The organism is Leptolyngbya sp. PCC 6406 (assembly GCF_000332095.2).
In the GTDB taxonomy this organism is placed as follows: Bacteria; Cyanobacteriota; Cyanobacteriia; order Phormidesmidales; family Phormidesmidaceae; genus PCC-6406.
The window spans coordinates 1,332,116-1,358,825 of the sequence record NZ_KI913949.1 but is presented as its reverse complement, the minus strand read 5'-3'; the positions used below and the strand labels follow the sequence as shown (position 1 = coordinate 1,358,825).

19 protein-coding genes are annotated in these 26,710 nt (G+C 56.3%); 7 read left to right on the top strand and 12 right to left on the bottom strand.

Annotated elements, in window-relative coordinates:
• Positions 1-212: 212 nt before the first annotated feature.
• Positions 213-1,184, top strand: coding sequence for a polyphosphate kinase 2 (gene ppk2 / locus LEP6406_RS0206270; RefSeq protein ID WP_008311894.1), 972 nt, complete (start codon positions 213-215; stop codon positions 1,182-1,184).
• A 466-nt stretch (positions 1,185-1,650) separates the two neighbouring features.
• Here the strand turns inward: ppk2 and LEP6406_RS0206265 are convergent, their stop codons facing one another.
• Positions 1,651-3,564 (bottom strand): transketolase C-terminal domain-containing protein, encoded by a 1,914-nt coding sequence (locus LEP6406_RS0206265; RefSeq protein WP_027268898.1) that lies wholly within the window; start codon positions 3,562-3,564, stop codon positions 1,651-1,653.
• Positions 3,565-3,830: 266 nt separating this feature from the next.
• On the opposite strand from LEP6406_RS0206265, the gene leuD reads away from it, so the two are divergent.
• A complete protein-coding gene (gene leuD, locus LEP6406_RS0206260; RefSeq protein WP_008311899.1) occupies positions 3,831-4,427 on the top strand; it encodes a 3-isopropylmalate dehydratase small subunit in 597 nt (198 codons plus the stop codon).
• 229 nt (positions 4,428-4,656) lie between these two features.
• On the opposite strand, the gene LEP6406_RS30020 is transcribed toward leuD, so the two are convergent.
• The 6 genes from LEP6406_RS30020 to murC all read right to left on the bottom strand — a co-directional run bounded on the left by LEP6406_RS30020 (position 4,657) and on the right by murC (position 11,870).
• Positions 4,657-6,033, bottom strand: coding sequence for a tetratricopeptide repeat protein (locus LEP6406_RS30020; RefSeq protein ID WP_008311904.1), 1,377 nt, complete (start codon positions 6,031-6,033; stop codon positions 4,657-4,659).
• A gap of 123 nt (positions 6,034-6,156) precedes the next feature.
• A complete protein-coding gene (locus tag LEP6406_RS26795) occupies positions 6,157-8,007 on the bottom strand; it encodes an alpha/beta hydrolase (RefSeq protein WP_162160848.1) in 1,851 nt (616 codons plus the stop codon).
• Between the two features lie 77 nt (positions 8,008-8,084).
• Complete coding sequence (locus LEP6406_RS26790) at positions 8,085-8,690, bottom strand: low molecular weight protein-tyrosine-phosphatase (RefSeq protein ID WP_008311908.1); 606 nt, start codon at positions 8,688-8,690, stop codon at positions 8,085-8,087.
• A 129-nt stretch (positions 8,691-8,819) separates the two neighbouring features.
• On the bottom strand, positions 8,820-9,164 hold the full coding sequence (locus LEP6406_RS0206240) for a YbaB/EbfC family nucleoid-associated protein (RefSeq protein WP_008311909.1): 345 nt from the start codon (positions 9,162-9,164) through the stop codon (positions 8,820-8,822).
• A gap of 105 nt (positions 9,165-9,269) precedes the next feature.
• Positions 9,270-10,199, bottom strand: a complete 930-nt coding sequence (murB, locus tag LEP6406_RS0206235; RefSeq protein ID WP_008311911.1) for a UDP-N-acetylmuramate dehydrogenase — start codon at positions 10,197-10,199, stop codon at positions 9,270-9,272.
• A gap of 189 nt (positions 10,200-10,388) precedes the next feature.
• Entirely contained in the window at positions 10,389-11,870 is a 1,482-nt protein-coding gene (murC, locus tag LEP6406_RS0206225; RefSeq protein WP_008311913.1) for a UDP-N-acetylmuramate--L-alanine ligase, read from the bottom strand.
• 487 nt (positions 11,871-12,357) lie between these two features.
• Here murC and LEP6406_RS0206220 point away from each other — a divergent pair, with 487 nt between their 5' ends.
• Positions 12,358-13,371, top strand: coding sequence for a type I glyceraldehyde-3-phosphate dehydrogenase (locus tag LEP6406_RS0206220; RefSeq protein WP_008311916.1), 1,014 nt, complete (start codon positions 12,358-12,360; stop codon positions 13,369-13,371).
• A 59-nt stretch (positions 13,372-13,430) separates the two neighbouring features.
• Here the strand turns inward: LEP6406_RS0206220 and LEP6406_RS0206215 are convergent, their stop codons facing one another.
• Complete coding sequence (locus tag LEP6406_RS0206215; RefSeq protein ID WP_008311918.1) at positions 13,431-14,489, bottom strand: tetratricopeptide repeat protein; 1,059 nt, start codon at positions 14,487-14,489, stop codon at positions 13,431-13,433.
• 315 nt (positions 14,490-14,804) lie between these two features.
• On the opposite strand from LEP6406_RS0206215, the gene LEP6406_RS0206210 reads away from it, so the two are divergent.
• From LEP6406_RS0206210 to LEP6406_RS0206200, 3 genes are all read left to right on the top strand, one after another.
• Positions 14,805-16,481 carry a B12-binding domain-containing radical SAM protein gene (locus LEP6406_RS0206210; RefSeq protein WP_008311920.1) on the top strand — a complete coding sequence of 559 codons (1,677 nt, stop codon included), beginning with the start codon at positions 14,805-14,807 and terminating at the stop codon, positions 16,479-16,481.
• Positions 16,482-16,937: 456 nt separating this feature from the next.
• The gene (locus LEP6406_RS26785; RefSeq protein WP_225886439.1) at positions 16,938-17,573 is read left to right on the top strand and encodes a DUF1499 domain-containing protein; all 636 of its coding nucleotides are present in this window, start codon (positions 16,938-16,940) and stop codon (positions 17,571-17,573) included.
• A gap of 39 nt (positions 17,574-17,612) precedes the next feature.
• Entirely contained in the window at positions 17,613-19,430 is a 1,818-nt protein-coding gene (locus LEP6406_RS0206200; RefSeq protein ID WP_008311925.1) for an SWIM zinc finger family protein, read from the top strand.
• Between the two features lie 54 nt (positions 19,431-19,484).
• Here the strand turns inward: LEP6406_RS0206200 and LEP6406_RS26780 are convergent, their stop codons facing one another.
• The gene (locus LEP6406_RS26780; RefSeq protein WP_051463626.1) at positions 19,485-20,285 is read right to left on the bottom strand and encodes a hypothetical protein; all 801 of its coding nucleotides are present in this window, start codon (positions 20,283-20,285) and stop codon (positions 19,485-19,487) included.
• A gap of 172 nt (positions 20,286-20,457) precedes the next feature.
• Here LEP6406_RS26780 and LEP6406_RS0206190 point away from each other — a divergent pair, with 172 nt between their 5' ends.
• Positions 20,458-22,659, top strand: coding sequence for a hypothetical protein (locus LEP6406_RS0206190; RefSeq protein WP_008309727.1), 2,202 nt, complete (start codon positions 20,458-20,460; stop codon positions 22,657-22,659).
• Positions 22,660-22,692: 33 nt separating this feature from the next.
• Here the strand turns inward: LEP6406_RS0206190 and LEP6406_RS0206185 are convergent, their stop codons facing one another.
• From LEP6406_RS0206185 to LEP6406_RS0206175, 3 genes are all read right to left on the bottom strand, one after another.
• Positions 22,693-23,790, bottom strand: coding sequence for a CarB family protein (locus LEP6406_RS0206185; RefSeq protein WP_008309726.1), 1,098 nt, complete (start codon positions 23,788-23,790; stop codon positions 22,693-22,695).
• Between the two features lie 214 nt (positions 23,791-24,004).
• Positions 24,005-25,573 carry a bifunctional pantoate--beta-alanine ligase/(d)CMP kinase gene (locus tag LEP6406_RS0206180; protein ID WP_008309724.1) on the bottom strand — a complete coding sequence of 523 codons (1,569 nt, stop codon included), beginning with the start codon at positions 25,571-25,573 and terminating at the stop codon, positions 24,005-24,007.
• 204 nt (positions 25,574-25,777) lie between these two features.
• Entirely contained in the window at positions 25,778-26,569 is a 792-nt protein-coding gene (locus LEP6406_RS0206175) for a hypothetical protein (RefSeq protein WP_008309722.1), read from the bottom strand.
• Positions 26,570-26,710 lie beyond the last annotated feature (141 nt).

Sequence of the window (26,710 nt, the reverse complement as noted above, 5' to 3'; positions counted from 1 at the left end):
TTCGACCAGGGGCGATTGCTCCCCTCACCTGATGCTGGGCTGACGAATATCAATCTCAAGCGGGCCTTAAATCCCTGGGAGGATTAGCTGTATTGTCCCCCCCGCAAACAAAATGTGAGCATGGAAACGGTTTACCCCTAGCCCTTGGCTTACCATAAATCAACGCTGTGTAGTTCTTGGATCCCACCAAAATCTTGGATCCCGCTAAAATTATGGCCACTGACTCTAAGGTGAATACTAATAACGGTGCTCCCAGCCTAGGGGATAACGCTGACTCTGAGACTAAGCTCAGCACGCAGAATAAACATAAAGGTAAAGGCTCTAAAGCCCTAAAGGTCAAGAAAACCAAGGCTCAGAAGCCGAAGGATGCGGTATATCGATACACCTCGGAGGCGGAGGGGAGTTCTAAATTAAAGAAGAAAAGTTACGAAGAAGAACTGGCAAAGCTGCAAGTGGAGCTGGTCAAAATGCAGTACTGGGTCAAGCATTCTGGCTCCCGCATTGTGATTCTATTTGAAGGGCGTGATGCCGCTGGCAAGGGGGGCACCATTAAACGCATTACCGATCCGCTCAACCCTCGTGGCTGTCGGGTGGTGGCCTTGGGAACCCCCAGCGATCGCGAAAAAACTGAGTGGTACTTCCAGCGCTATGTAGCCCACTTACCCGCTGCCGGGGAAATAGTTTGCTTTGACCGCAGTTGGTACAACCGGGCTGGGGTAGAGCGGGTCATGGGCTTCTGTACCGACGAACAGTATCAAGAATTCATGCAAACTTGCCCGGAGTTTGAGCGCATGTTGGTGAGATCCGGCATTATCCTGCTGAAGTATTGGTTTTCCGTCAGTGATGAAGAGCAGGAGCGGCGCTTTCAGTCCCGCACCACCGACCCGGCCCGCCGCTGGAAACTCAGCCCCATGGATTTAGAATCCCGCGATCGCTGGGTGGAATATTCCCAGGCCAAGGATGCCATGTTTGCCTACACCAACATTCCAGAGGCACCTTGGTTTACGGTGGAAGCCGATGATAAAAAGCGGGCACGGCTTAACTGCATTAGCCATATTCTCAGCAAAATTCCCTATGTTGATATGACCCCTGCCCCCTTGGAACTGCCACCCCGCAGCATTGCTCCCCACAACTACGTCCGCCCCCCCCACAATGAGCAGTTTTTTGTCCCTCAAGTATATTGAGCTGAGCCTAGTACTGGCTAGCAGAAGTCCTGTGCCCATTTCCCCTAAGCGTGGCATTTCTGCGGTGCATTGCTTCGCGAATGCACCCTACGAAACTTCTTTCCTGGTTCCCAGGCTCTGCCTGGGAATCCTCAACGAGGCTCTGCCTCGTCGTTAGAAAACGGCCAGGATATTTACGCCGCCCAGTACTAGTACACCTAGGCTGAAATAGACTTACTATCCTGTCGCACCAGCCCAACACTTTCCGGTCCCCTCGCCCCTTGGGAGGGGGCTAGGGTGAGGGGCCGAGGTGTGCCACGATAGAACGGTACGGCTATTTAATCGGCCCAGTACTAGGACTTCATCGCGTAAGTATCCCTATCTCCGTCCTACCCGTGACCATGCCCCCACCGAGATGGCTCAGGAGATCCATCTCGGCGAGAGCGATATGGCAATGTCCGCAACACTTGCCCCTGTCTCAGGGTTCTTAGCCCACCAACTCCTTGACCTTGGTCATAATGCCCGTAGGGTCAATGCCCTGGTGGGGATACTGTTCCCACAGACCGCCGCAGCCTTCCTCATGGGTGCCCAGGTAGGCAAACTTGGGGGTGTAGCCCCTCTCTAGCAGCCAGGAACCAAAGCGGCTACCCAGACCCGTGCGGCGGTTGAAGGCTTCCGTCACCAGCACAAAGGGAGACTGGCCCACCTTGGCCAAGACCTCCTCATCCACCACATTCAACGTAGCCTTATTGATTAGGCCCACGTCGATGCCCTCCTGCTTCAGCCGTTCCACCGCATCCAGTGCCCGGTAAACAGAGTCGCCAAAGGTGACAATGTAGCCCGCCGAGCCTTCCCGAATCACCTCGTCCTTGCCGGGAGTGAAGGTGTAGTCGCCACCAAACAACTCATGGCCATCGGTATCCAATAGCATTGGCACCTTGGAGCGGGTGGAGAAGATAAACCGCAGACCGGGATCGTTAAAGACCGCCTTCACGACCGCCTTCATCTGGTTGGCATCGGCGGGGAAATAGAGTTTGGTGTCGTAGCCGTCATCCAAACCATTGTCGGCAAACATGTTGTTGATGCCGAAGTGGCAGGTGTTGTCCGCCATGTCGTCAATCCCAGAGTGGGAGAAATGGCACAGCAGGTTGGAGTAGTTCAACCGGGCCATGGTGATTTCGGAAATACACATTTCCAAAAAGGCGGCGAAGGTGGCGAAGATGCCCTGTTTGCCCTTTTCCATCCCAAACCCAGCGGCGGCGGAGAGGTTGCCTCGCTCCTGAATACCACCGCTGATAAAGACTTCGGGATGGGCTTTGCGAATTTGGGCCAAGCCGCAGGAGCCTTCTAAATCACTGTCCACCACCAAGACACTGGCCTTACGCTCGTCTTCGCCCATGGCCCCCAGCACTTCCACGACCGCGTCGCCAAACACGTTACGGTTGGAGCCCCATTTATCGCTGGCCCCCAGGAAGGTGTAGGTATTCTTGGGCTTTTCAATCCCCTTGAGGAAGGCTACCGCAGCAGTGTGGCCCTTAGCCTCTAGGTACTTGAGGGCGGCATCTACGGGGATGACATCGTGGCCGTGGGTGCTGCCTTCGATGCCTTCGATGCCTACGGACATGGGCCGCTTGTTGATGATCGCAATCGGTCCTGGGGTATTGATCGCCTGACAGATGTTGGCATAAAGGCTATCCAGATCTTCTCCGTCCCCTTCTAGAACGGTCAACCCGTGGCCCTCTAGGGTTTGCTTGACGCTGTAGCCTCCCATGTACTGGGAGGGATGTCCGGCAATGGTGACATCGTTGTCATCGATGAGGAGCTTGACATTGACATGGTTAGCCACGGCAAAGCGGGCTGCTTCTGCGTCGTTACCTTCCTGCTGGGAACCGTCGGACCCTAGGCAGAACACCGTTTTTCCGGGGTTGGCTAGGGCCACGCCATTGACGTAGGGCCACATGTGGCCCAGGCGACCAGAGCTAAATTTCACGCCGGGGGTGAGGCCCAGTTCAGGGTGACCAGGGAGCTTTTCATGGGCGGCTCTGTAGCGCATGAGCTGCTCGGCGGGCAGATCTCCATTTAGGGTTGCCATCAAGTACTGGGTGGCGACCCGGTGTCCCGCTTCATCAAAGAAGGTGGGGACAAAATCATCGGGGCTACCGCGAAAGATCGCATCCAGGATCATCACTTCAGGCACGGTGTCATAGGGACCGCCGGTATGACCCCCTACTCCCCGCGCTGCACCGGTGGCGGTGAAGAATACAATGGCATCGCGGCAGAGTTCAATGTTGGCCTGGAGGGCACTGCGCTGCTCATCGGTCAGGGTAGGAACGGCAGGATCCAGAGTAATGCGCTGATACGCGCCTAGGTCAATGGGGAATTGAGTGGAGGTGGCGGTCATGGTAAATAATCTGTGGGGCATAGTTCATGGGTTATCTATATATATTGAGGGATGGCTGCAAGGGCGTCTATCAAGAGCAGGTTAAGTTCCCTGTCAATCCCTGTGTTATGGATCCATGGAGGTGCATCTGTGGGCTGCATCTCCATGGATTTCTGTTTTGAACTGGGCGCGTTGCGAGGGTCTTTCAACCCACGCTGCGAAGGGGATACTATGGTTAATTGGAAAGCTTTTGAGACCTGTTGAGCAAGGACAGAGGGACTGGCGCAATGACCCAAGTAACGACCGTGGCTGGCCGTGGCATTCCCCTTCAGGGAGATGACATTGATACCGATCGCATTATTCCTGCCCGGTTTCTGCGTTGCGTCACCTTTGATGGGCTGGGGGAGCAGGTCTTTGCTGACGATCGTACCCAGACTCAGGGCCGACATCCCTTTGATCAGTCTGTCTATGCTGGGGCGAAGGTACTGGTGGTAAACCGTAATTTTGGCTGTGGCTCCTCCCGCGAACATGCTCCCCAAGCGATTGCCCGCTGGGGCATTCAGGCCCTGATTGGTGAGAGTTTTGCGGAGATTTTCTTTGGCAACTGTGTGGCTATGGGTGTTCCCTGTGTCACGGCTAGCGCTGATGTGGTCTCTACCCTGCAAGCTCAAATTACAGAGAATCCGCAGCGGGAAATTCGCCTCGACCTCGACAGTCTGACGGTGCAGTGTGGGGACTATGAAGCCGTGGTGACTCTAGCAGCGGGGCCGCGACAAATGTTTCTGGCGGGCAATTGGGATGCCTGTGGTCAACTGGTGGCCCAAGCGGATGCCGTCCGCGCCACCGTAGCCCAACTTCCCTATGTAGCCTGGAGCCATACTTAGGGACTCGCAGGAAAATAACGTACCCGCTCCGCTGATCGGGCTTGCTCCCGAAGGGAGAAAACCTGGCCACTGGGTATACTATTAACCCGCAGATCCCTTAGTGGTTAGTCAATTTTACCTGTGTGAGTCTGCGTAGGTTGGGTAAAACGAAGGGTCACCCAACAACAGTGGGCCATGTTGGGTTCCGTTAGTGCTGCACCCAATCTACAAATTGAGGCTTGACAGAGCACTAGGGCGAAGACACAGGAGTTGCCTCTGACTGGAGTTGTTCTAGGGCTGAATAGGCCCATGCGTCTTCCTGGGGATTGGTTCGGTCGGCTTGCTGCACGCATTGAACCGCTGCGGTCTCTGCTAGGGTGGTATTCCCTGTGGCTGTGCTAACTTGAGCCAGCAGGCAGTAAGACTTGCTAGCAGAGACTAGGTCGGATTGTTCCATCGCTAGAATTTCATCCTCCTGGATCGGTGATTGATCGCCTAGGGTCGGGGTTGAGGGAATGGGCAGGGACTCGATGCCTATGTTTTCAGTAGGCTCCCCTAGCAGGGAGTCTCCCCCGAGGGCTAAGCTCTGCTGGAGATTGGCCTCCGCCTCTTGGTAGCGGTGTTGCTGAAATCGAGCCCAGCCTAAACTGGTTAAGAGATCTGCTCGTAGGGCTAGGGTATTGGGGCTATCGCCGATCTCCTCTAGGGCCTGGGTGAGGAGGGCAGCGGCTTTGTCGGGGTTGTCATTGTTCAGGTACAGCAGAGCCAGTTGATTGTAGGCGGGTAGGAAGCCGCTATTCACCGCTAGCAATAGTTGCTCCTCGGCGGTGTCACTACGTCCTAGGGATTCGTAAACCCCTGCTAGTTGGTAGCGAGCCTCTGCATTGTTAGGGTCTAGGGCAATGGCTCGTTTGTAGGATGATTCGGCTTTGGGGTAATTGCCTTCCGTCTGCACGGTCTCTCCTTGATGGGTCAGCCGCTCTGCGAGGTAGGGGAGGCTGGTGCGGAATCCTGCGAGGGTGAGGAGCAGAAGGAGGGACAGGCCCAACTTTGTTTCCTGCCACAGGGGGCGTTGGATGCCGGTTGTTGCGATCGCATTTTCAATTAATTGCCGCCCAGTTTGGGTCAGCACTCCCCCTGCTGTCCCTAGGGTGGCTACGCTTTGGGAGATAACGACGAAGGAGCCCCACAGCCCTGGTCCTCCGCTGAGGAAACGACTGCTAATATCCACCAGCAAACTTCCCGATCCCGTTAGGGCCACCACTGTCAGGGTGCTCCAGAGCCAGTCGTAGCGATCGAGGGGATGAATGGGGGGATCCAGAAACCACCACCAAGCAGTCTCGGGGGGGCTAAAGCTGCGTTGCCAAGCGGCCAAATCTATCGTTCTATGGATCGCCCCTGCCTGCTGTCTCAAGCGTTGGTCCAAATCGATCAATTCAATGAGCAGGTCAGCGGTGGGGGCCAAAATGGGAAAACCGGGAGGTTGACGCGCCGCTTCGATGCTATCCCGAGCGATTAGCGCGGCCAAAATTATGGCGGGGGTCGGCTGGGTCTCTAAAGTTGCGATCGCATCCCCATAGTGGTGAATAGCGGTATCTAGCCCGAGGGCCAAGGAACTGTTTTCCATAGCAACACCCTGATAACACCCTGATCGGATATCAACTCACCCCCCGGCTGTCGCCGCCCTCCTTGGTAAGGAGCACTACAGGGACTGTCTGTAATTGTGTCTATACTCTACTTACCATTTTCCCTAGGGAGAAATCGCCTGCTGTAGAACCGCTGGAGGCAAGTCTCGAATCAGGCTTACCGGCGTGAGCAACTCCCCCGCCATGGCTTCCTGAAGGTAGCGGGCAGTGAGAATGCTTGCATACCGAGTATCCCCCACCAGATGGGTCTGGAAAAAGCCCAAGCTCAACACCTCCAGGTAGGACCGGGCCAGATTGGGATTAGGGCCAATCAGCGCCAGGGGAACTGAAAGACTCGCCCCCCGCCGAGGTACTTCCGGGATCACCGAAAAGTGGGTGAGACTGCCCACCAACACCAGATAGCGATCCGGGGTTTGCAGCCAGGTAAAGGGACGAATCTGCTCCGGTAGTGCTGGGGCAACAGTATCCGCTACCCCAGCCAAGATCAGGGTGGGCACTTGAACCGTGCCATACCCCGTTGGTCCAAACAAGGCACTACCCACGGGATTCACCAACAACACCGCCCGCACCCGATCATCCTGCAAGGGGGGCAGGGTTGACAGTGACTCCGCCTGACATTGAAGGAGCAAAGATGGGTTAACGGGAATCAGTTGGGAGCCGCAAATCTCCGGTTGGGAGCCGGTTTGCACCGGGGCTCCGGCCAAGGCTAAAGCCGTATAGCCACCAAAGGATTGGCCAATGATCCCCACATTTTGCCAATTAATGCGATCGCGCCAGATACTATTGCCCGCCAAATGAATTTCCAAGGTATCCAGTAGGGCCGAAACATCCTGGGGGCGAGCCACGAACTCCTCATCACTGACCACATTCTGGCTCAGCCCCTCCAGCAGGTTCTCAATCTGTTGGCTGTTACTGCCGGGATGGTCAGGCACCACCACCACAAACCCCCGCCGTGCCAAGTAAGTGGCCAAGTAGTCATAGCTAAAACGGCTATCCCCCAAGCCATGGGAAATCACAATCACCGGCACCTGGGTCGGCAACACTATCCGTGCATTCGAGGGACTGGGCAGATAGAGATTGGCCTGAAATCTGCGATTGGGTACCCGTAGTTCCGACCGTAGCGCTTCATAGGGCGGAGAAGCCCCCACCAATTGGCGCGCTTCCCGCACCATCGCCTCCGGCTCCTCACTGGCAATGATGGCAGCCTGACCATGAACTAGGGCAACGGATTGAGCCGCATCGCTCAACGTGCGCCCCACTTGGTCGGCAATGGCTAAGCCTCGGATTGCATCCACCCGAATAGCAGGCGCTGGGAATTTCTCAAGAAAGTTCAGAATTGTCAGCCCCTCAGGCTGATCCGCAGCGGCTAAAATCAGAGCTGCCCGCACCGCATAAAAACCTGATTGCCGGGGCGGCGTTTGCATGACATTCCCCACAATCTCCAGCAATGCCTGTCCCTGACGGGTATAGAGAAACTGAGAAATCAATACCGCCTCATTTACCGACTGACTGTCATTGTTTAGGGTGAGGGATTGACTCAGGGTATTGCTCAAGGAGAGGTTGAGAATCCGACGGATTTCCTCCAGTTGCCTTTCCGAGAGATTAAACAGTCGAATATAGGCAGCCAACTGCCGACTAGGATGCTCGCCTCGGGCAAAGGCTGCTAAGTCCTCGACCTGAATCGTGCGCTCAAAAAAACCATAGGTGAGAATGATCTCTTCGGCACTGAATCCAGGTCGGGGCGTCATTCCCACTAGAGATGCCGCCGCTATGGTGCCCAGGAGAAAGGTCCACCCAGGGCGTCGTAATTTCCACCTCTCTCCGTGTCGTCGCAGTGTTTTCCCCCAGTCTTCATTGCGACCATGGAGACGGGTACGGCGATCGCCCGACGGTTTCCAGAGCAGTTTTCCTACCCGTGCGATCGCGCCCCCATTCGCCTCACCCGAATTCGTCACACCTACATTCGGATTATTTGGTACTTGTGCGATCATTGGGTTGCCTATCCTAGTTGATGACAGTGTGACGAAGGTCTTCAGGAGGCGACAGATACTTCCTCTAGCCAATCCAAAAAGCCGCCGCAGGCATCCATAAGTAGATCAATAACGTAGCGAAACCCCTCAGTTCCGCCATAGTAGGGGTCCGGCACCTCGGTATCAGGATGGTGGCGGCAAAACTCGCAAATCTTACGCACCTTGTACCCATAGCGACCATCGGGATCCAGGCGCAAAATGTCGCGATAATTGTCGTCATCCATGGCTAAAATCCAGTCAAACCGCTCAAAATCAGCGGCTTGAAACTGTCGCGCTTGGCCCACTAGGGTAATCCCCTGCTGCTGCGCCGCCGCCGCCATGCGGCGATCGGGAGGACTGCCGATGTGGTAGCTGGAGGTGCCCGCCGAATCACACTCAACATGATCTAACTGCCGCTGGCGCAGGAGATGGCTCATGATGTTTTCGGCGGAGGGAGAGCGACAGATATTACCAAGACAGACAAATAGCAACTTAGTCATAGCATCGAAGTCATAGGACACAATTTCCCCTAGGTAATGGCCCCAGGGAACCAGGGCGGACGCAGAACAGGTATAGCCTTGGCCGATTTGGTGCAGGCATCGGATATCTCTACAGATGCTCAATGCCATAGCAAATGGGTTCGCAGTCTCGTCCCAATGGGACGGGTGACTGCTATCCACAGGGTGGCTAGGGGGCAATGGGGTCTAGGCATGATCCCTGGAGGTCAGCATTTTCCCATTCCTCCCTAGCCCTAGAGACTATAGGTTTGGGAGGCTAAGCCCCCCAGTCAGATCCTCCATTCGCTGCCGCATCGTTTCCGTAGATTTTTGGTAAGCATCTTGCATAGCTGCCGTCACCAAATCCGATAGAATGTCTGCCCCTTCGTTCAGGGCGTCGGGGCTAATCACCACCCGTCGGGGTTCCTGGTTGCCACTCATGACTACGGTGATCAAGCCGCCCCCCGCAGTTCCTTCAATTTCCATTTGCTCCAAGTCTTCCTGAAGCTGCTTGGCTCCTGCTTGGATCTGCTGGGCCTTTTCAAAGGCATCCTTCAGTTCCTTCATTTTGCCGAGGCCGAACCCAAATCCTTGCCCTTTTGTCATGGTCAAACCTATGTAAAACTCCGTTTATCGCTGTGCTCAGGATGAGCTATTCGATTCTACAGCGGGGGCTTCCCCTGGTAGGGGGGACATCACTACCTCCCCACCCTAGCAAGGGGCAAATTCTCCCAACATCCTCACTTCTGGGTGCAGGCAAAAATCCCAATGATCGCTGACCTTGTCCTGGACATGGTGAATCAACCGCAGAACATCCATGGCCTTGGCTCCACCACAGTTGACAATGAAATTGGCATGGAGGGTAGAGACCTGAGCTTGACCAATCTGGTAGCCCTTCAGTCCCGACTGCTCAATTAGCCAGCCTGCTGTGTGGGGTATGGGGTTGCGAAACACACTGCCGCAACTGGGAAGGTGATAGGGCTGGGTGGTCCGGCGTTGGCATAGAGCTGCTTGGGTGTCTGCCATCACCGCAGCGGGATCATGGCCCGGTTCAAGCTGGAAGGTAGCCTGGGTAATTAGATGGGGGCTGTTTTGCAGATAAGAAGTCCGGTAGGAAAAGTTGAGATCGGCGGCGGCCCACTGGACGGGCTTCCCCCCCAGAGTCAGTCCCTCAATCGTAACCAAGCTATCGGCGGTGCAAGCTCCGTGGGCTCCAGCATTCATAAATACCGCCCCGCCAACGGTGCCAGGAATACCTACCGCCCACTCTAAGCCCCGCCAACCCCGGCGGGCCGCCTTCCAGGCTAAGTTGGGTAGGGGCTCTCCAGAGGCGGCGGTCAAGCGCCCCAACCCTGTCTCAAAGGTCACCTGGCGCAGATGGCGGCTGCATATCACTAGTCCCAGTAAACCGCGATCGCTAATCAACAGATTGGAGCCTGCCCCCAGCAGCGTGATGGGCAGAGCCTCTGATGTCGCCCAGGCAAGGCAATCGGCCATCTGATCCACTTGACGGGGCTGGGTAAACCATTCAGCCCTGCCCCCGACTCGATAGGAGGTATATCTAGCCAGGGAAACCTGGGGCTGGATAGGACAGTCAAGACTGATAACTACAGGGGTTGGGGTATCAATGGAAAGGACCATTGGGAAAGACCTCGGGAATGACAGTCAGCGTAGGGAGTCGGGAGGCTGAAGCACCCTTCAGCGGTAGCGATAGCAGCAATGGGGAATTTAGCCTCAGACCCCTCAGTTTTAGGGGGTGGCAGTACCCCACGCAGGGCGGGCCAGATCCCCTGGATCTAGATCGTTTCTGGGCCAAGGGTCTCACCTGACTTAGGCCCGTTGGGCAACGGGAGTGGGCATTGTAGCTCGATCCGCCAGCACCTCTGGGATAATACGGTTCAAGTTGCCTGCTCCCAAAAACAGGGCCATATCCCCCGGCTGAAGCTGCTGCCCCAGGGCGGCTCGAACGTCATCTAGGGTGGCGCAGTATTGGGTGCTCTGCTGGTGACTGGCGATGGCTTCTGCTAGATGCTGACCGCTAATACCAGATTGATTGTGTTCTCCAGCACTGTAAATGTCTGTGATGATGACTGCATCTGCATCCCCAAAGGCCGTGGCAAATTCCTGAAGAAAGGTGGCGGTGCGGCTGTAACGGTGGGGTTGGAATACGGCCACGATGCGATTGACTGGGCGATCGCTGTTCCCCTGTCGCCGCTGGAGGCTGGCGGCGGCTAAGGTGGCCCGAATTTCGCTGGGATGGTGGGCGTAGTCGTCAATGAATTGCACCCCATCCTCGTAGCCTCGCAGTTCAAACCGTCGTCGGGCTCCCCCAAAGGTGGAGAGTCCCTCGGCTAAGATCTCAAAGGGCTGTTTCAAATAGCGACCCACGGCAATTGCGGCTAGGGCATTGCTCAGGTTATGACGCCCTAATACCCCTAGGGATAGGGTACCCAGGATGGTGCCCCGCTCCCAGATGCGGGCCTGGGTGCCCGTGGCTGCGGAGACGATCTCGTCGGCCCAATAGTCGGCCCCGCAATCCGCTTCCAAACTATAGGTCAGGGTCGGGGAAAGGGTGCGGCGTACATTGGGGCAGTCCCAGCAGGCAACTAGGACCTCCGATTGCTGGGCAAATTGTTGGAATGTGGCCTCGACATCCGCGAGACTCTTGTAGTGGTCGGTGTGGTCCAGTTCGATATTGGTGATGACCCCAATGGTGGGGGCGAACTTGGTCAGAGAACCATCGGATTCGTCCGCCTCTGCGACGAACCATTTGCTTTGCCCCAAACGGGCATTGCCTTTCCAGGCGGTCACCTCTCCGCCAATGACAACGGTGGGATCCAGCCCTGCCTGCAATAGGGCATAGCCCACCATGCTGCTGGTGGTGGTCTTGCCGTGGGTACCCGCGATCGCAATGCTGCAATACTGCCCCATCAGGGCCGCGAGCAAATCCGAGCGATGAAAAATCGGACAGCCTAATTGTTGGGCTGCCCGATATTCAAGATTAGTGTCATCAATGGCCGTGGAGCAGATGACCTGAGGGAGACTGGCGCTGACGTTGGGGGAAGTCTCAAGGGCCAGAGTCGGAGCGGGATGAAGGGTCGTGCGAAAAAACTGTAAATTCTTCGCCTCCTGGCTCCAGAAAATATGGGCCCCTGCTTCCTGAAGGCGTTGGGTAATGTGGCTCAACCGCACATCGGAGCCCGAAACCGGTAGATGGCGCTCGGTTAGCACATAGGCCAACGCCGACATGCCAATGCCCCCAATGCCGATGAAATGGAAGGGCCTACCGCTAAAATCTACGGAATTGGGCATATTAACACTCCTTACACACCACACCACACCAAATATCAGGCGTATCATACCAGGAATCTTTCGGATGGCCCATGAAGCCCGGAACCAGCGATTTTGCGCCCAATATCGCCCCTCAGCGGTGGAAAGGGATCTTCCCACCTAGGTCCATTCCCCAGGGCCGGGGGCACATCACCCCAGGCGATTCCGAAAAATCTTGGTGATTTCGCAAATAGATGGGGGGATGCGCTATGTAATTCCCCATGGGATGCAACCATCCCGGAAAATTCCGTCCTACAGTCCCTTCCCCCCACAAAAGCTTGGAAAAATTGCGATCGCGCTGGCCACCCAAGGATGCTTTTCCCAAGGAAAATGGGGATCGGGGCTAGCGATCCCCTGAAGGGTACCTCAGTAAACTCTTCTCCAGGGCTCTAGAAAAGGGGAACATCCTTTGCGATAATGGATCGGACTAGGAAATCTTACCTATTGATTACATAGAGGGTTAGGCGCAGTGATTAGAGTAGCAATCAACGGTTTTGGACGCATTGGGCGAAACTTTCTGCGTTGCTGGCTCACTCGGGAGAACAGCCAGCTCGAAATCGTTGCCATTAATGACACCTCGGATCCGAAAACCAATTCCCATCTGCTTAAATACGACTCCATGTTGGGGCGACTAGATGCGGATATCCAGGCTGGGGAAGATACCCTGATCGTCAACGGCAAAACCATCAAATGCTCCTCTGATCGCAACCCCAATAACCTGCCCTGGAAAGCGTGGGACATCGACCTAGTCATCGAATCCACCGGAGTTTTCTGTAGTTTAGAAGGGGCCTCTCGCCACATTGAGGCTGGAGCCAAAAAGGTTCTGATCACCGCCCCTGGTAAAGGTGGCGGTATTGGTACCTTTGTCATGGGCGTCAACCACGAAGATTATGATGCCAGCAAGTTTAACGTGGTCAGCAATGCAAGCTGCACCACTAACTGTCTAGCTCCCGTGGTCAAGGTCATCCACGAGAACTTTGGCATCATCAAAGGCACCATGACCACCACCCACAGCTACACAGGTGATCAGCGCCTGCTGGATGCCAGCCACCGTGACCTCCGTCGTGCCCGTGCAGCGGCCCTGAATATTGTGCCCACCACCACCGGAGCCGCTGAGGCCGTGGCCAAGGTCTATCCCGCCGTGGCAGGTAAGCTGAACGGTATTGCGCTGCGGGTGCCAACCCCCAACGTTTCCGTCGTGGACTTTGTGGTTCAGGTAGAAAAGCAAGCCATTGCTCAGCAGATCAATGATGCCTTCAAGGTGGCGGCAGCAGATGCGCTCAAGGGTATTTTGGGCTACAGTGACCTGCCCCTCGTCTCCATTGACTATCGTAAGACCGACGAGTCCTCCATTGTGGATGCCAACTTGACCATGGTGCTGGGAGGCGACCTTGTCAAGGTGGTGGCTTGGTACGATAACGAATGGGGCTACAGCCAGCGAGTGGTAGACCTAGCGGAACTGATGGCTCAGAAGTGGGCATAGATTAAACAGCCCTCTAGAGCCTAGACTTCCGGGCTCTAGAGGACGACGCTATTGCCTAATTACATCGACTCCGTTAGATAGTTGATATAGCGCTGAACGCGGGCAAAGTCCCCAGTGGCAAGGCAGGCTGTTTTCAAGCTGCTGAGGGTTTGCCGTTGCAAAGATTCATCGTTGAGGGCTAAGGCCACTCCCAAACGCTCTTCTCGGTATTGCAGGGATTTGAAGACATCCCCTAGGGCGTCGTAGGCGATCGCTAAGCTTTCTAAGGTCTGGGCCTCGCCCCGCAGGTCCCGAACACGGCGGACAAGGATCAGCCGTTCTTGCAAGTAGAGGATAGCCTGCCCATAGTCTCCTAGGGCATAGCAGGCGCTATTAAGGTTACGTAGAATTTTGCTGACCACTTGGTCATCCATGCGATCTCGGGCCAGTTGCAATAGGCAATCGTAGTAGTGAATGGCTTGCTGGGAGTCGCCGAGGGCATGGTAGGTGTTGCCCAAGTTCCGCAAAATTTGCTCCTGAGTGACGGTATCCTGCAAGATTTGCGCTAGGTGTAGACTTTTTTCGTAGAGACTTGCCGCCATGGGCGCTTCGTTGCGCGTACGATAGATAAGCGCCAGGTTATTGAGAGCTCGCATCTCAGCCGCCTGATCCCCCAATTCCTCCGCCAGAGTTAGACTTTCGGTCATGTAGTTGAGGGCTTTGTGCAGGTCCCTCAGGTGGCGATAGCTGTTGCCCAAATAGTTGAGGGCTTGCTGGACAATAGCCTTAGCGTTTAAGGGGCGAGCCAAGACTAGACTCTGGCGGGCATAGTCCACCGCCCATAGATAATCGGCTAAGCCGTAATAGAGGCGAGCCATGGAGAGCAACACCTTGGCTTCGGCGGCAGGTTGCTCCAGGGTGCGATAGGTTTGTTGGGTCTGTTGAAAGGCTGCCAAAGCCGCTGTAAAGTTACCTTCTCGATATTGGGCAACGCCCTGCCGGAGCCACTGTTGAGCCTCGGCAGCCAAGCAACGGCACTGCTCAGGGGTTAGGGATTCGGGAACTTTATCCCAGGCCGGAACCAGGGTCAACTGCTCTAGCAGCGACTCAGCAGTCATAGTGCGATATGTGATACCCATTCCTATTGACCTGCCACTGTGAGGATTTTCTAGGAAGTAAATGCCGAAAAATAAAATCTAAATTGATATCTTGAGTATTGAGCCGGATGATAACCTCAGCAAAATTGGCCAGATCCCCACAACACTTTGTCCTTGTTTGTCATCCTAGTTGAGGGATTTTTGATCTGTAACCGTATATTCCACAGGGGGATTTCTCGGACAAAGACAGGATTTTATGAAGTTTTCGCGAGTTTATGAAGTTGACATCGGGTAAAGAGACGGATTTAACCCTTTACTGGGTTCCCTACCAGGGAATATTGCTGAGGGGGAATGGGGATGATTGACGCTTTCTTTTCGGAAGAACGCCTACTCTTTACCCCCGCGATCGCGACTGGGGAGACTCTCCCCGTCATCTTTGCCTTTCCCAATGAGTACACCGTTGGCATTACCAGCCTGGGGTATCAGGTGGTGTGGGCAACCCTGGTCCAGCGTCCGGATCTGGCGGTAACGCGACTGTTCACCGATGGTCACGAACCCCTGCCCGCTGCCCCGGCCCTACTGGGATTTTCCGTATCCTGGGAGCTGGACTACATCAATATTTTGAAGATCTTGGAGTCCCTGGGCATTCCCCTTTGGGCCTCGGAGCGCACGGCGGAACATCCCCTCGTCTTTGGCGGTGGTCCGGTCCTGACGGCGAATCCGGAACCCTTTGCCCCCTTCTTTGATGTGGTGCTGTTGGGGGACGGGGAGACCTTGCTGGATCCCTTTATCGACACTGTGGTACAAACCCAGGGTTGCGATCGCGCCACCCAACTGCGGCAACTGGCCCAGGTACCGGGGGTCTACGTACCCGCCCTGTACGAGGTGACCTACCAGTCTGCAACCGGACCCATTGCCCAAGTGACGCCCCAGGATAGCGACATTCCCCCGCGACCCGAAAAGCAAACCTACCGTGGAAATGTCCTCTCCACCTCCACGGTGGTGACAAAGCGGGCCGCCTGGGAAAACATTTACATGGTGGAAGTGGTGCGGAGTTGTCCAGAAATGTGTCGCTTCTGTCTGGCCAGCTACCTGACCCTACCCTTTCGGACAGCGACGGTGCCGGGGGCGCTGATTCCCGCCATTGAGCGGGGACTGGCGGTGACCAATCGTCTGGGTTTGCTGGGGGCATCAGTGACCCAACACCCCGAGTTTGAGACCCTGCTGGACTACCTCAACCAACCCCAGTTTGATGGGGTGCGGGTGAGTCTGGCCTCGGTGCGAACCAATACGGTGAACCGTAAGCTGACGGAAACCCTAACCCGCCATGGCAGTCGATCGATCACCATCGCGGTAGAGAGTGGCTCCGAGCGCCTGCGGCGGATTGTGAATAAAAAGCTGGATACCGATGACATTGTGGCGGCGGCTGTCAATGCCAAGGCGGGGGGACTTAGTAGCCTCAAGCTCTACGGTATGGCTGGCATTCCTGGCGAAATGCCAGCGGATCTGGAGGCCACAGTGACGATGATGTCCACCTTGAAAAAGGCGGCTCCCGGCCTGCGCCTGACCCTGGGGTGCAGCACCTTTGTCCCCAAGGCCCACACGCCCTTCCAGTGGTATGGGGTGAATCGGGCGGCAGACAAGGGGCTGAAGAGGCTGCAAAAGAGCATGGGAGCCCTGGGCGTTGAGTTCCGTCCGGAAAGCTACAACTGGTCTATCATCCAAACCCTCATTTCCCGAGGCGATCGTCGTCTGGCTCCCCTATTGGTGCAGGTGCGAGACTATGGCGATTCCCTGGGCAGCTACCGTCGCGCCTTCAAGGATTTCAAGGGCCAACTGCCACCCCTAGAGTTCTATGTGCATGAGGATTGGGCTACGGACCAGCCCCTCCCCTGGGATCACATTGGCGGACCGTTGCCCAAGGCGACGTTGCTCAAGCATCGAGAAAGTGCAATCGCGGAATTTCCCGAAGGGTTCACCCCGACCCCCACGGGCAGGAAAAAATCCCCTTACAGCGGTTCTCACTTGGGTTAAGTACAGGCAAGGGGCTTAAGCCCCTTGCCTGTACTTAACCAGGGTCAATGATTCCAAGTTGGAACGCTACCAGGCGCTTGGCCGTGGTACACCTCGGCCCCTCACCGTTCGGCTGAGCTCACGCCGAAGCCCTAGCCCTCTCCCAGGGGGCTAGGGGACCGGAAAATGTTGGGCTGGTACATCATAAGGTTTTTTCAGGGTTTCGTAGGGTGCATAGCGCTAAGGCGCGGCTTCGCCTTTCATATCGCTTGCGAAACGCGAAGCAATGCACCGCAGAAAGGCAACGCCTAGTGGAAATGGGCACAGGATTTCCGCCCCAGAGTACTAGGTTCTAAGCTTTGCGTTACCTTCGAGACAAGTCCTTTATTCTCACGCTTCTGAATGCTACCTAATCCTCAAAGTTCGAATGTCCACACCAGTTCAACTAAGCCAAAACAGGGGCAAGTGCGGAACGCCGTGCCCCCTGTAGGCGCTGTCTTGCGGCGTCAGTCGCCCCCCGCTGGCGGTCCCTGGCCCTGGAGTGACATTGTGCACTGGGGTCAGCGATGGGTTGTGCTTGGATGCTTGGTGATCCTGACTGCGATCGCACTACCCAGTCCTAGCCTTGCCGCTGGCCTTTCCTCCTGGAATGGAGCCTTTAACCCAGAAACAATAGCCGCCCTCCCCGGTTTCAAAGCGCTTTTTTCTGGGACGCGCCCGGACAACTTAGGGGTCAAGGACGGTCATTTAGCCCTCTGTCCCAGTACCCCCAATTGTGTGGTCAGCCAGGGGGGAGATGACAGCCATGCCATTGCGCCCCTGACCTACTCTGGGGATTTGGCCGTGGCCATGACTGCCCTAGCCCAGGTGGTGGCAGATCAGCCCCGCAGCGAAATCGTGGAACAAACCGATGCCTACCTCTATGCGGAATTTTCCAGCCGATTGATGGGCTTTGTCGATGATATGGAGTTCTATAGCGATCCCGCTAACCCCGGCGTGATTCAGGTGCGGGTGGCCGCTCGTCTAGGGGAATCGGACTTTGGGGTAAACCGCGATCGCGTTGAAACCATCCGCGCTGCCTTTGAAAGCTCTACTCACAACTTGGCAGGTTAGGGGCTAACTTGAAAATATTGCCTCAAGCGCGATCGCCCCATGATTTACAACATTTCCCTTGACGAGATTCATGAGTACACCGAACCCCAAGTATTTGCGCGGGGAGAAAACTACTATCAGTCAGGGGCAGTGGAACGATTGGTGCAGCGAGGGCAGACCCTTGAAGCGATGGTGCTAGGGAGTGATCCCTATCGGGTACAGATTGACCTTAACGCAGAGGGGATTACGGCAGCAGCCTGCACCTGCCCCTACGATTGGGGAGGCTGGTGCAAGCACATTGTGGCCACGCTGTTGGCCGTTCTAGACCAGCCCCATCAGGTAGAGCAACGCCCAGAATTAGAAGCATTGTTGGCGGACCTCTCCCAAGAGAAACTGACCACCCTGCTTCAGAACTTGGTTACCCACTTTCCCGAGACCCTGGACTGGCTAGAACGCCAGCTTCAGATCGTTACTGTCGTTGCTTCGGGAATGAGTGTCTCAGAATCCACCGCTATCCCCCCTGCCCCCGTTCTCTCCATTGACCCGTTCCCCTTCCGCCGCGCTGCCCAGAATGTCGTCAGGTCAGCCGTCGAAGACTGGGAATATGGCGGAGAAGAAGATAACCTCACACCGGAGTTGGAGGAACTAGTGCAGGAAGCCCTGGCCTTTGCCCATCGCGGCGATGGCCTCAATGCCTTGGTTGCCCTAGAGGCCATCATTGCGGGGGTCAGTGCCGAATGGTCCCAAGTGTGTGACTATGGCGGCGATAGCTATGACTCCCTCTTAATGTTGGATGATGCCCTGACAGAGGCAATCCTGACGGTGGACTGGCAGGGGGAGACCGATCTGCCTTGGCAGGAAAAACTAGAGCAGTGGCAGGATGACCTGGATGTGAGTCTGGCCATGGCCCTGGAAGCTCTGCGGCAGCAATGGCATTATCCCCCCTTGCAGCGAATTCTCCAGGGGCAGGAGGAGACCAACACCGCCATGACCTCCCTGCCAGACTGGGCCAGTACCCTAGCCCGCATTCGCCTACGGATTTTGGCCCGTCAGAAGCGCTATGAGGAATACCTGCGACTGGCACGGGGGGTCGGTCTGGGGGCGGAATATCTGCTCATGCTGACCCAGTTGGGGCGCATTGATGAGGTGATGGCGGCAGCTCCGGAACACCTGACCAATCTCCGGGATGCCTATGCCCTAGCCCAGTTGCTGTGGGTAGAGGATGCGAAACAGGAAGCGTTGGCGATTTCGAAGTTGGGGCTATCTTTACCGCAAACTTCGGTTCCCTATCTGGAGAATCCCTCCGGCACGACTTATGGCAACACCCATGCCCAACTCATCTGGATCAGTGACCTGGCCATGGATTTGGGAGATCGGGAAACCGCTATCACGGCCCAGATTGGGGCATTTAAGGACGAGCCTTCCCTGCGAGGGTATGAGCAGATCCAATCGATCGCCCCCCAGACTTGGAGCCATCACCGGGCCGAATTACTCGATTACCTGCGGCAGACCGAGCAGTGGAATGCCCAGGGTGCCAAGGTGAATATTTTTCTCCATGAGGGGTTGCTGGAAGATGCGATCGCGGTAGTCAGCGAGCGTTTTTTCTACAATGACCACCTAATCTTGCAGGTGATGGATGCGGTGATGGCCACCCATAGCGATTGGGTCGTGGCCACCGCCTGCTCAAAGGCGGAGGGGATTATGAATGGAGGTAAAGCTAAATACTATGGTCAGGCGGTGACTTGGCTAAAGCGCGCCAAAGCAGCCTATGTAGCCAGAGATCGCGCCGCCGACTGGCAGGCATACTATCAGCGTTTGAAAACCATCCATGGCCGCAAGTACAAACTCATGGACCTAATGCGGCAAGCCTTGGACTAGTATTCATGAAGATAGGAACGCAATAAGCGAGCAGCAATTCTGAATTCAAAATAGTTAGGATGTATTACCCGTGGCAGGTGTGGTCCCATCGTCGAGCATGAAGTCAATGAGATGCTGCCAGGAGTCAAAGAGCAGATCCTTAGTCAGGGTCTGAATGTCCTGAAAGAAGCCCTTGCGGGTACCACGTTGCTTTCGGATGCGCTGATAGGAGTCATCCACGAGGTGCAAGATGGTATGAAACAAGAAAGCCAGAGTGTTGAGGGTGAGTAGCGTCATGGCCAGATGCTGTTGGCCATGGCCAAAATTATGCTCTAGGTGATAGACCTTGGTTTTGAGGACATTGTGGTTCTCATTCTCACTCTTCCAGCGAGCCCGAGCCGCCGTCACAATCTCCGCTACCGTCGCGTCATTGATGTCATGTAAGGTCACAAAAGCATTGTGATAGCCCTGTTGTCCATCAGCCTCTCGCAGCACTGGCACCTCACACCAATTAACCCATAGGGTGGGTTGTGCGTCCCGCAGAGGAATGCAGTTGATATAGCGGTACTGCCGCAGTTCATAGTCCCGGCCTGTCCAAACCCGTTCTTGGTGATTGTGCGCCTCATCGTTGGCCTCTAGATAGGTCAACCAGTCATACAAGGCTGGATCGGAAGTGGGCAGACAGGCAAAGATAAAATTCACCTGATGGTCGATGCAGTGCTGACAAGTCGGTTGACGACTATGGAGGTCGTCGCCGAGTACCGTCAGGCGACCCGCAGGAAAGAGGCCATGATCAGTATTGAGCCAACGTTTGGCAGCAGCGGTTTCGCTATCCTGCTTCTCTGCGCCATCTTGAGGCTGAAGGAATTCGGGCATCAGGGAAATGACCTGCTCCTACCCTGGTGCGACGATGAATTTATAATTGCTGAACCGCCTTGCCTTCTGCCCACGACGAGATCGCTTCTGGTGTAGGGTATCTAGACGGGACAATAACGATGTAATCAGAATCGCGACTGCTATAAAACGCTGCGTTAATCTCTCTGCTGCAATGAAAGAGCTGCTTTATCTTGAGGTGCCCACCCCAGACATCGGGCGGGTGCAGCGCTGGCTGCAAACCGAGTTTGTGCCGGTCCGAGGCAACCCCCGAGTTACCCCCGATGGCATTCGTATTGAGCTAAAAGCCCCCAGCGCCGCTGAGGCAGAGTTACCCCCGGCCCTATCCGTGGTCACCTGGTCCCTCCAGCGCACCACCTATCTCAAGGTTTTTCGCTGGGCCAGTGCCCCCTTGCCCCAGGAAAAGGCTATCCTCCAGCAGCTTCAGCAGCAAATCCAGGCAGCCTTCCCCATCGCCTATCCAGAACTGCCGCCCTTTCAGCCCGACCAGCAGACCATCTTTGAGGCGTTGCGAGAGGCTTTTCCCAAGACAGTCACCTACTTCCAGCGGATGCCCAATGGCGAGGCCGATCTGGAGCGGGTTTACTGGTGGGAAAGTCGCTGGCATCAGAATGTGCGTGCCCCCCAAACGCCCCAGCAGGTCATTTTTCGGCCTGGGGAACGTCCCAGCTCCCAGCCCTGGGACCGTACTGGTGAGGATACCGGGGAGATTGAATCCTTCGACCTGATCTATGTAGGGGGAGCCCTAGGGGTAATCCACGCTGCCGTCATGGCCCAACTGGGACATCGTGTATTGCTGATCGAACGGCTTCCCTTTGGCCGAATGCATCGAGAATGGAATATTTCTCGGCAAGAATTCCAGAGCCTGATCAACCTGGGGTTGTTTACAGCAGAGGAATTTGAGGCCCTGATTGCGCGGGAATATCAGGATGGGTTTAACAAGTTCTTTGACGCCAACAATCCCGAGGCGGCTAAGGCCCCGGTGCTGCACACCCCCACGGTGCTGAATATTGCCCTCGACTCTGAGGCATTGCTGCGACTCTGTGGCAAAAAACTCCAGGCCGCTGGGGGAACGATCTGGGATGAAACGGAGTTTGACTGGGCCGAGGTGGGGGATACTGGGGTGACGGTCTGCGGTCATCATCGCAAAAACCAGGCCCCTGCGATGGTCAAGGACCGGCCCAATGGGGTCATCGCGCAGGGTCGCCTCTTGGTGGATGCCATGGGCACCGCCTCCCCCATTGCATGGCAGCTCAACGGGGGCCGTGCCTTTGATAGCGTCTGTCCCACGGTTGGGGCCTGTGTTTCCGGTGGCTTTGAGCCCGGAGTCTGGGACTCTACCTATGGCGATGTGCTGTTTAGCCATGGCGATATTTCACGGGGACGGCAATTAATTTGGGAACTCTTCCCCGCTAAGGGGGATGAACTCACCATTTACCTGTTCCACTACCACCAGGTTCATCCCGATAATCCCGGTTCCCTGTTGACGATGTATGAGGACTTCTTCCACATCTTGCCAGAGTACCGCCGCTGCAACCTGGACAAGCTTACCTGGCGTAAGCCCACCTTTGGCTATATTCCCGGTCACTTTAGTACCCATCAGCGCGATCGCACCGTCGCCTTTGACCGCTTGGTCGCCATCGGTGATGCTGCCTCCCTCCAATCTCCCCTGGTGTTTACTGGCTTTGGATCCCTAATCCGTAACCTGCCCCGCCTGACGGAGTTGCTAGATCTGGCCCTGCGCCATGATCTGCTCCAGGGCAAGTACCTCAACCGGATTCGCGCCTTTCAGAGCAATGTCGCCATCACCTGGCTATTCTCTAAGGGCATGATGGTGCCTACGGGCAAAACCCTGCCCCCAGAGCGCATCAACGCCATGCTCAACACCTTCTTCGGCATTTTGGAAGACGAATCTGCCGAAGTGGCGGAGCGGTTTATTAAGGACCGGGCCACTTGGGGGGAGTTCAATCGCATGGCCCTCACCGCTGCGACTAAGAACCCGGCGCTACTGGGGTGGATCTGGGGGATGGCGGGAGCCCAGGATATGGTGCGCTGGGTGGGCACCTATCTGAATTACACCCTACAAACCTTCTTAAGTTGGTTGCTGAGTAGCCTCTCGGTCTGGCTCTCCGGCAGTCGCCGATGGCTAGAGCCCACTAATCCGGGACTATTCTTTACCCTGTTGGCTCTCAACAATCACCTCACCTACGGCATGGGTCGCCCCCCGACCCAGCAGGCGGTTCATATTACCCCGCTCGAAGTGACGCCAACGGAATCTCCCCCCCAGGTCAAGCGTCCTGCCCGCCCCCCCCTCTCTGCCAGCGGTGCTGCCTCATCTACCACGAATGAAGGGTAGGGTTTTTCTGGCAATTTCAAGCTTGACGCGCCCCTAGCCCAGTCGCTGTTTTAGTTTAGTCAGCAGGTCGCTCTGTTCCTCTAGGTCACCCGCCAAGAGCACACTCAGCTTGCCGGCATGGATGGTGCCCCAGTTCACCAAGATTACCCCCTTGCCCGTAGCAGGATTAAACTCCAGCCCCGCCAAGTTCAGATCGGGAATGGACCGGGGAGCTAGGGCACAGGTGGCACTGCTCCACTGGGAAATCTGGAGTCGATTTGCCAGCCCTGTGGGGTAGGACGATCCGTTAAAGCGGGGATTGCATTCAATGGCCACATATTGGATTTCATCCCCAGTAGGCACCACGGCCACGTCAAACGCAAAGATGCCCTTCATACCCCGATCTACCAGCCACTGGGCCATGGGGGCGACAATATCCCAGGGTTCGTGGCTGGCGGGATAGCGATTGCCGCCGTGAACACAACCCTCCAGAATTTGTTCGGAGACTAGTACCGGCTCGGCCCGCCCGTTGACGGTCTGATATTGCAGGTTCAAAAAAGCGCTGGCGGCAACCTCGGTCTGCACTTGAAAGGGCACATCGGGCTCCAATTGAGCCAGGGCTGCCTGGACATCCTGGACTGTTTCACAGCGAGCAATGCCAAACCCATGGTCTGATACGGAGGGTTTGAGATAGCAGGGATAGGGCAACTCAGCGAGGTCTGCTAAGTCGTCCTGGTGGTCAAAACAGAGGGTGGGGGGAACGGGGATATTTAATTCTTCGGCTAGGTGAATAAAGTTGTTTTTGGAATTAATGTAATCAACGGCTTTGCGCCAGTCCGCATCAATCGCTTCAAAGAATGCTTGGTAGGAACTCCTGCGGTTAACGGCATCTCCGAAAAAATACACGGAAATGTCGTGGCCGGGATGGCGGTTAATTTCCTCAATGGAAACATCCCAGATGATGTCTTCCGTAAAGGTGAGTCCAATCCGGTGGTAATGCCCTGCGATCGCATCCCAATCAGCCTGGAGAGCGGGATGCATTTGTAGCTTATCGCCGGGGACGGTCAGACCCAAAGCCCGCCCTGAGTAAAAATGAATACCCCCGTACTTTTCATGGGTACTCAACATGATGTCGTGGTTATAGATGGTCATGATGAATCGAGGTGCGGAGAAAGAACAGGACCGAAGAATTCAGAGAAGCGCAATCGCGGACTGTCAAACTTAACCGAACCTATCAGAGGTCATCTTCCTAGCGAGTTCATGACAAACGCTATGCCAAGATTCCATGACTTAATTCTCTATCCTGGGCATCCGGCTGGCAACCGAGGCCGTCCGGCCCATTGGCGATCTGGACTGAGTTTTGCGGTCATATTGAGCGACGACACAGACTGACGATTTTGGCCACCACCTGCTCAATGGTGAGGCCGTCTGTCACCACCTCCACAGCATCCGCCGCCTTACGAAGGGGGGCGACTCGGCGGGTGCTGTCCTTGCGATCGCGCTCATCAATCGCCTTTTCCAGCGCCTCCAAGCTCGTCGCCGGTTGGTTTTGGGCGGCTAGATCCCGCTGGCGGCGACGCGCACGTTCCTGCACCGAAGCGGTCAGAAATATCTTCACCTCTGCTTCAGGAAAAACCTGGGTGCCGATATCCCGGCCTTCCATCACGACCCCCCCAGCTTGGCCATAGTCCTGCTGCTGCCGCAGCAGCACCTGGCGCACCATGGGCTGGGCGGCCACCGTTGAGACTAGGGCCGTTACCTCTGGGCTGCGAATCGCCTGGGTTACCTCCACCCCATTGACCCAGACCTGACTAGGGCTGGGTTGACCCTCTTTCTGGGGGCTGGGAGCAAGGCGAATGATGCAGTCCGCCAGCAGTTCCGCCACCGCCACCTCATCCTTGGGGTCAATGCCTACCTGGAGAACACGCCAGGTCACCGCCCGATACATGGCCCCTGTGTCTAGGTACAACAGCCCCAGGGCATCCGCCACCAGCCGGGTGACGGTGGACTTGCCCGCCCCCGCTGGGCCGTCAATGGCGACGATGGGCTGGCGCGATCGCAATAGGAGATTATCAATCAACCGGGTACGCCCTAGATAAGCCGCGATCGCCAATAGCCCCGTGGTTTCCACCTGCTCTAGGGGCTGAAGCATCACAGGATGCACCAGTTCCACATACTGAGGCCGCAGATCCGGTGCCGCCGCCAAACCCTTCTGCACCATCGCCACCAGCGTTGCCGCCCGTCGCTCTCCCCCCTCAAAAGCATCCCTAGCCACCTGCAAGCCCTGGTAGAGCAATGAAGCCTGGGTCCGTTCCGCCGGGGTGAGGTACTGATTGCGGGAACTCAAAGCCAGACCGTCGGGTTCCCGCACTGTGGGACAGCCCACCACCGTAACCGGCCAGTTCAAATCCGCCACGAGCCGCCGCAGAATGGCCAACTGCTGGGCATCCTTCTCGCCAAAATACACCCGATGGGGCTGCACTAAATTCAGCAGCTTAGCCACCACCGTTGTCACCCCCGCAAAGTGACCGGGGCGGTAGGGACCGCAGAGATGGGCCATTAGCTCTGGGGGCGGCACCACCTGAGTCAGAGCGATCTCCTGGGGCTCCCCCCCGTAGAGGGTGATGGGACTGGGGCAAAACACCGCATCCACCCCTGCTGCCTTGCACTGGGCCAAGTCCGCTTCCAGAGTCCGAGGATACTGGTCTAAATCTTCGCCGGGGGCAAACTGGAGAGGGTTCACGAAAATCGTCACCACCACCCGATCATTTTCCCCTCGGGCTCGGTGTACCAAGCTCAAGTGGCCCCGATGCAATGCGCCCATGGTGGGGACCAGTCCCACGGAAGCGGTGTCCACTGCCCCTGCGGCCAAGGCAGGTTGCTGCCAAGCCGATAGACAGCACTGCAATCCCTCTAGGGTTTTGAGTTCTCGCACTGTTGCTCCCTCCCACCAATAGGGGGCTTGCGCCCCACCTGCAAAGCTGCCCTAGTTGGGCTAGGCGGCAGCCACAAACTCTATACAGTACCAGACCGTTGAGTGGGGTAGCGGGCGACAGAAGGACGCAGAAACACAACCCGCCCGCCTTGGGCGCTAATCCCATTATTTTTGACCGTACTAGGTTTCTTCTTGCCGCTGTAGTTACGTCTTCCGGATAGCAACGGTGTAGGAGGGGCGTTGGGATTTTTCCCGCTGGGTCTTGACCAGGCGAAACTCCGAGTCAATGTACAGGTTATCGAGCTGGGGGCGGGCTTTAGCAATTTGCTGGTATTGCTTTGCCTTCAGCCGTCCCTTCTGGGGAGCCTCTGGCGGGGGGAGCGCGGAGTCTGCCGACTGCTGCTGGGCAATAGCCTTGCGGAGCCATATCTGCGCCGCCTCTGGACTAAAGGAGCGGGAGCCAATGCGAAGCGCCTGCTGAATGCACACATTTTGAATCTCCCAGTATTGCTGCATGGGGGGAGTTCCATGGATGGCATCCTCCGACTTCCCCTGGGCCAGGGTTTGCACCCGGTAGGACTGCATAATCAGCAAGTCATAGCTGAGGAGCCAGCGGGAAATCCGGTTCAGAATCGGGGTCTTGCGCCCCGGTTTATAGCGAGCCAAGTTGGCGTAGTAGCCGCTGTCATCAAAAATCTGGTAAGACTCGTCGTGGACGCGCCCCGGCAAAATATCCTGAAACGGGTTGGTAGACCACAGGGACACCCAGAGCCCTTGTAATAGCGGAATCTGCTGGTGCAAGTCCGGGATGGGGTTACGCTTGGCCAACTCGTGAAAGAGGGGCATCAGGGTTTCGTTAGCAAAGCGCACCTTTTTCGCCATCGATTCAGCCTCTCGCCCCTCGACGTGCTTCAGCAGGGTGGCCTTGAGGGTAGCGGTATCGGCTGCGGCTAGGGCAGCAGGCTCAAAGGGGGTACTGAGTACGGCGGTGTCCATGGTTCACCAGGTCTCCACAAGTGGAATGGACGGTTGGTTACGGCCTAGGCTCATGATCATGATACAAAACCTATTGTTCAGCGCTACGTATACAGTGCTGGACGTAGCGGGGGTTGAAGCATGTTCGCGCAGTGTCTCCGC

What these genes read in the sequence shown, in the direction of transcription:
- ppk2 (WP_008311894.1), top strand. Translation starts at nt 213, where the DNA reads ATGGCCACTGACTCTAAGGTGAATACTAATAACGGTGCTCCCAGCCTA.
- LEP6406_RS0206265 (WP_027268898.1), bottom strand. Translation starts at nt 3,564, where the DNA reads ATGACCGCCACCTCCACTCAATTCCCCATTGACCTAGGCGCGTATCAG.
- leuD (WP_008311899.1), top strand. Translation starts at nt 3,831, where the DNA reads ATGACCCAAGTAACGACCGTGGCTGGCCGTGGCATTCCCCTTCAGGGA.
- LEP6406_RS30020 (WP_008311904.1), bottom strand. Translation starts at nt 6,033, where the DNA reads ATGGAAAACAGTTCCTTGGCCCTCGGGCTAGATACCGCTATTCACCAC.
- LEP6406_RS26790 (WP_008311908.1), bottom strand. Translation starts at nt 8,690, where the DNA reads ATGGCATTGAGCATCTGTAGAGATATCCGATGCCTGCACCAAATCGGC.
- LEP6406_RS0206240 (WP_008311909.1), bottom strand. Translation starts at nt 9,164, where the DNA reads ATGACAAAAGGGCAAGGATTTGGGTTCGGCCTCGGCAAAATGAAGGAA.
- murB (WP_008311911.1), bottom strand. Translation starts at nt 10,199, where the DNA reads ATGGTCCTTTCCATTGATACCCCAACCCCTGTAGTTATCAGTCTTGAC.
- murC (WP_008311913.1), bottom strand. Translation starts at nt 11,870, where the DNA reads ATGCCCAATTCCGTAGATTTTAGCGGTAGGCCCTTCCATTTCATCGGC.
- LEP6406_RS0206215 (WP_008311918.1), bottom strand. Translation starts at nt 14,489, where the DNA reads ATGGGTATCACATATCGCACTATGACTGCTGAGTCGCTGCTAGAGCAG.
- LEP6406_RS0206210 (WP_008311920.1), top strand. Translation starts at nt 14,805, where the DNA reads ATGATTGACGCTTTCTTTTCGGAAGAACGCCTACTCTTTACCCCCGCG.
- LEP6406_RS0206200 (WP_008311925.1), top strand. Translation starts at nt 17,613, where the DNA reads ATGATTTACAACATTTCCCTTGACGAGATTCATGAGTACACCGAACCC.
- LEP6406_RS26780 (WP_051463626.1), bottom strand. Translation starts at nt 20,285, where the DNA reads ATGCCCGAATTCCTTCAGCCTCAAGATGGCGCAGAGAAGCAGGATAGC.
- LEP6406_RS0206190 (WP_008309727.1), top strand. Translation starts at nt 20,458, where the DNA reads ATGAAAGAGCTGCTTTATCTTGAGGTGCCCACCCCAGACATCGGGCGG.
- LEP6406_RS0206185 (WP_008309726.1), bottom strand. Translation starts at nt 23,790, where the DNA reads ATGACCATCTATAACCACGACATCATGTTGAGTACCCATGAAAAGTAC.
- LEP6406_RS0206175 (WP_008309722.1), bottom strand. Translation starts at nt 26,569, where the DNA reads ATGGACACCGCCGTACTCAGTACCCCCTTTGAGCCTGCTGCCCTAGCC.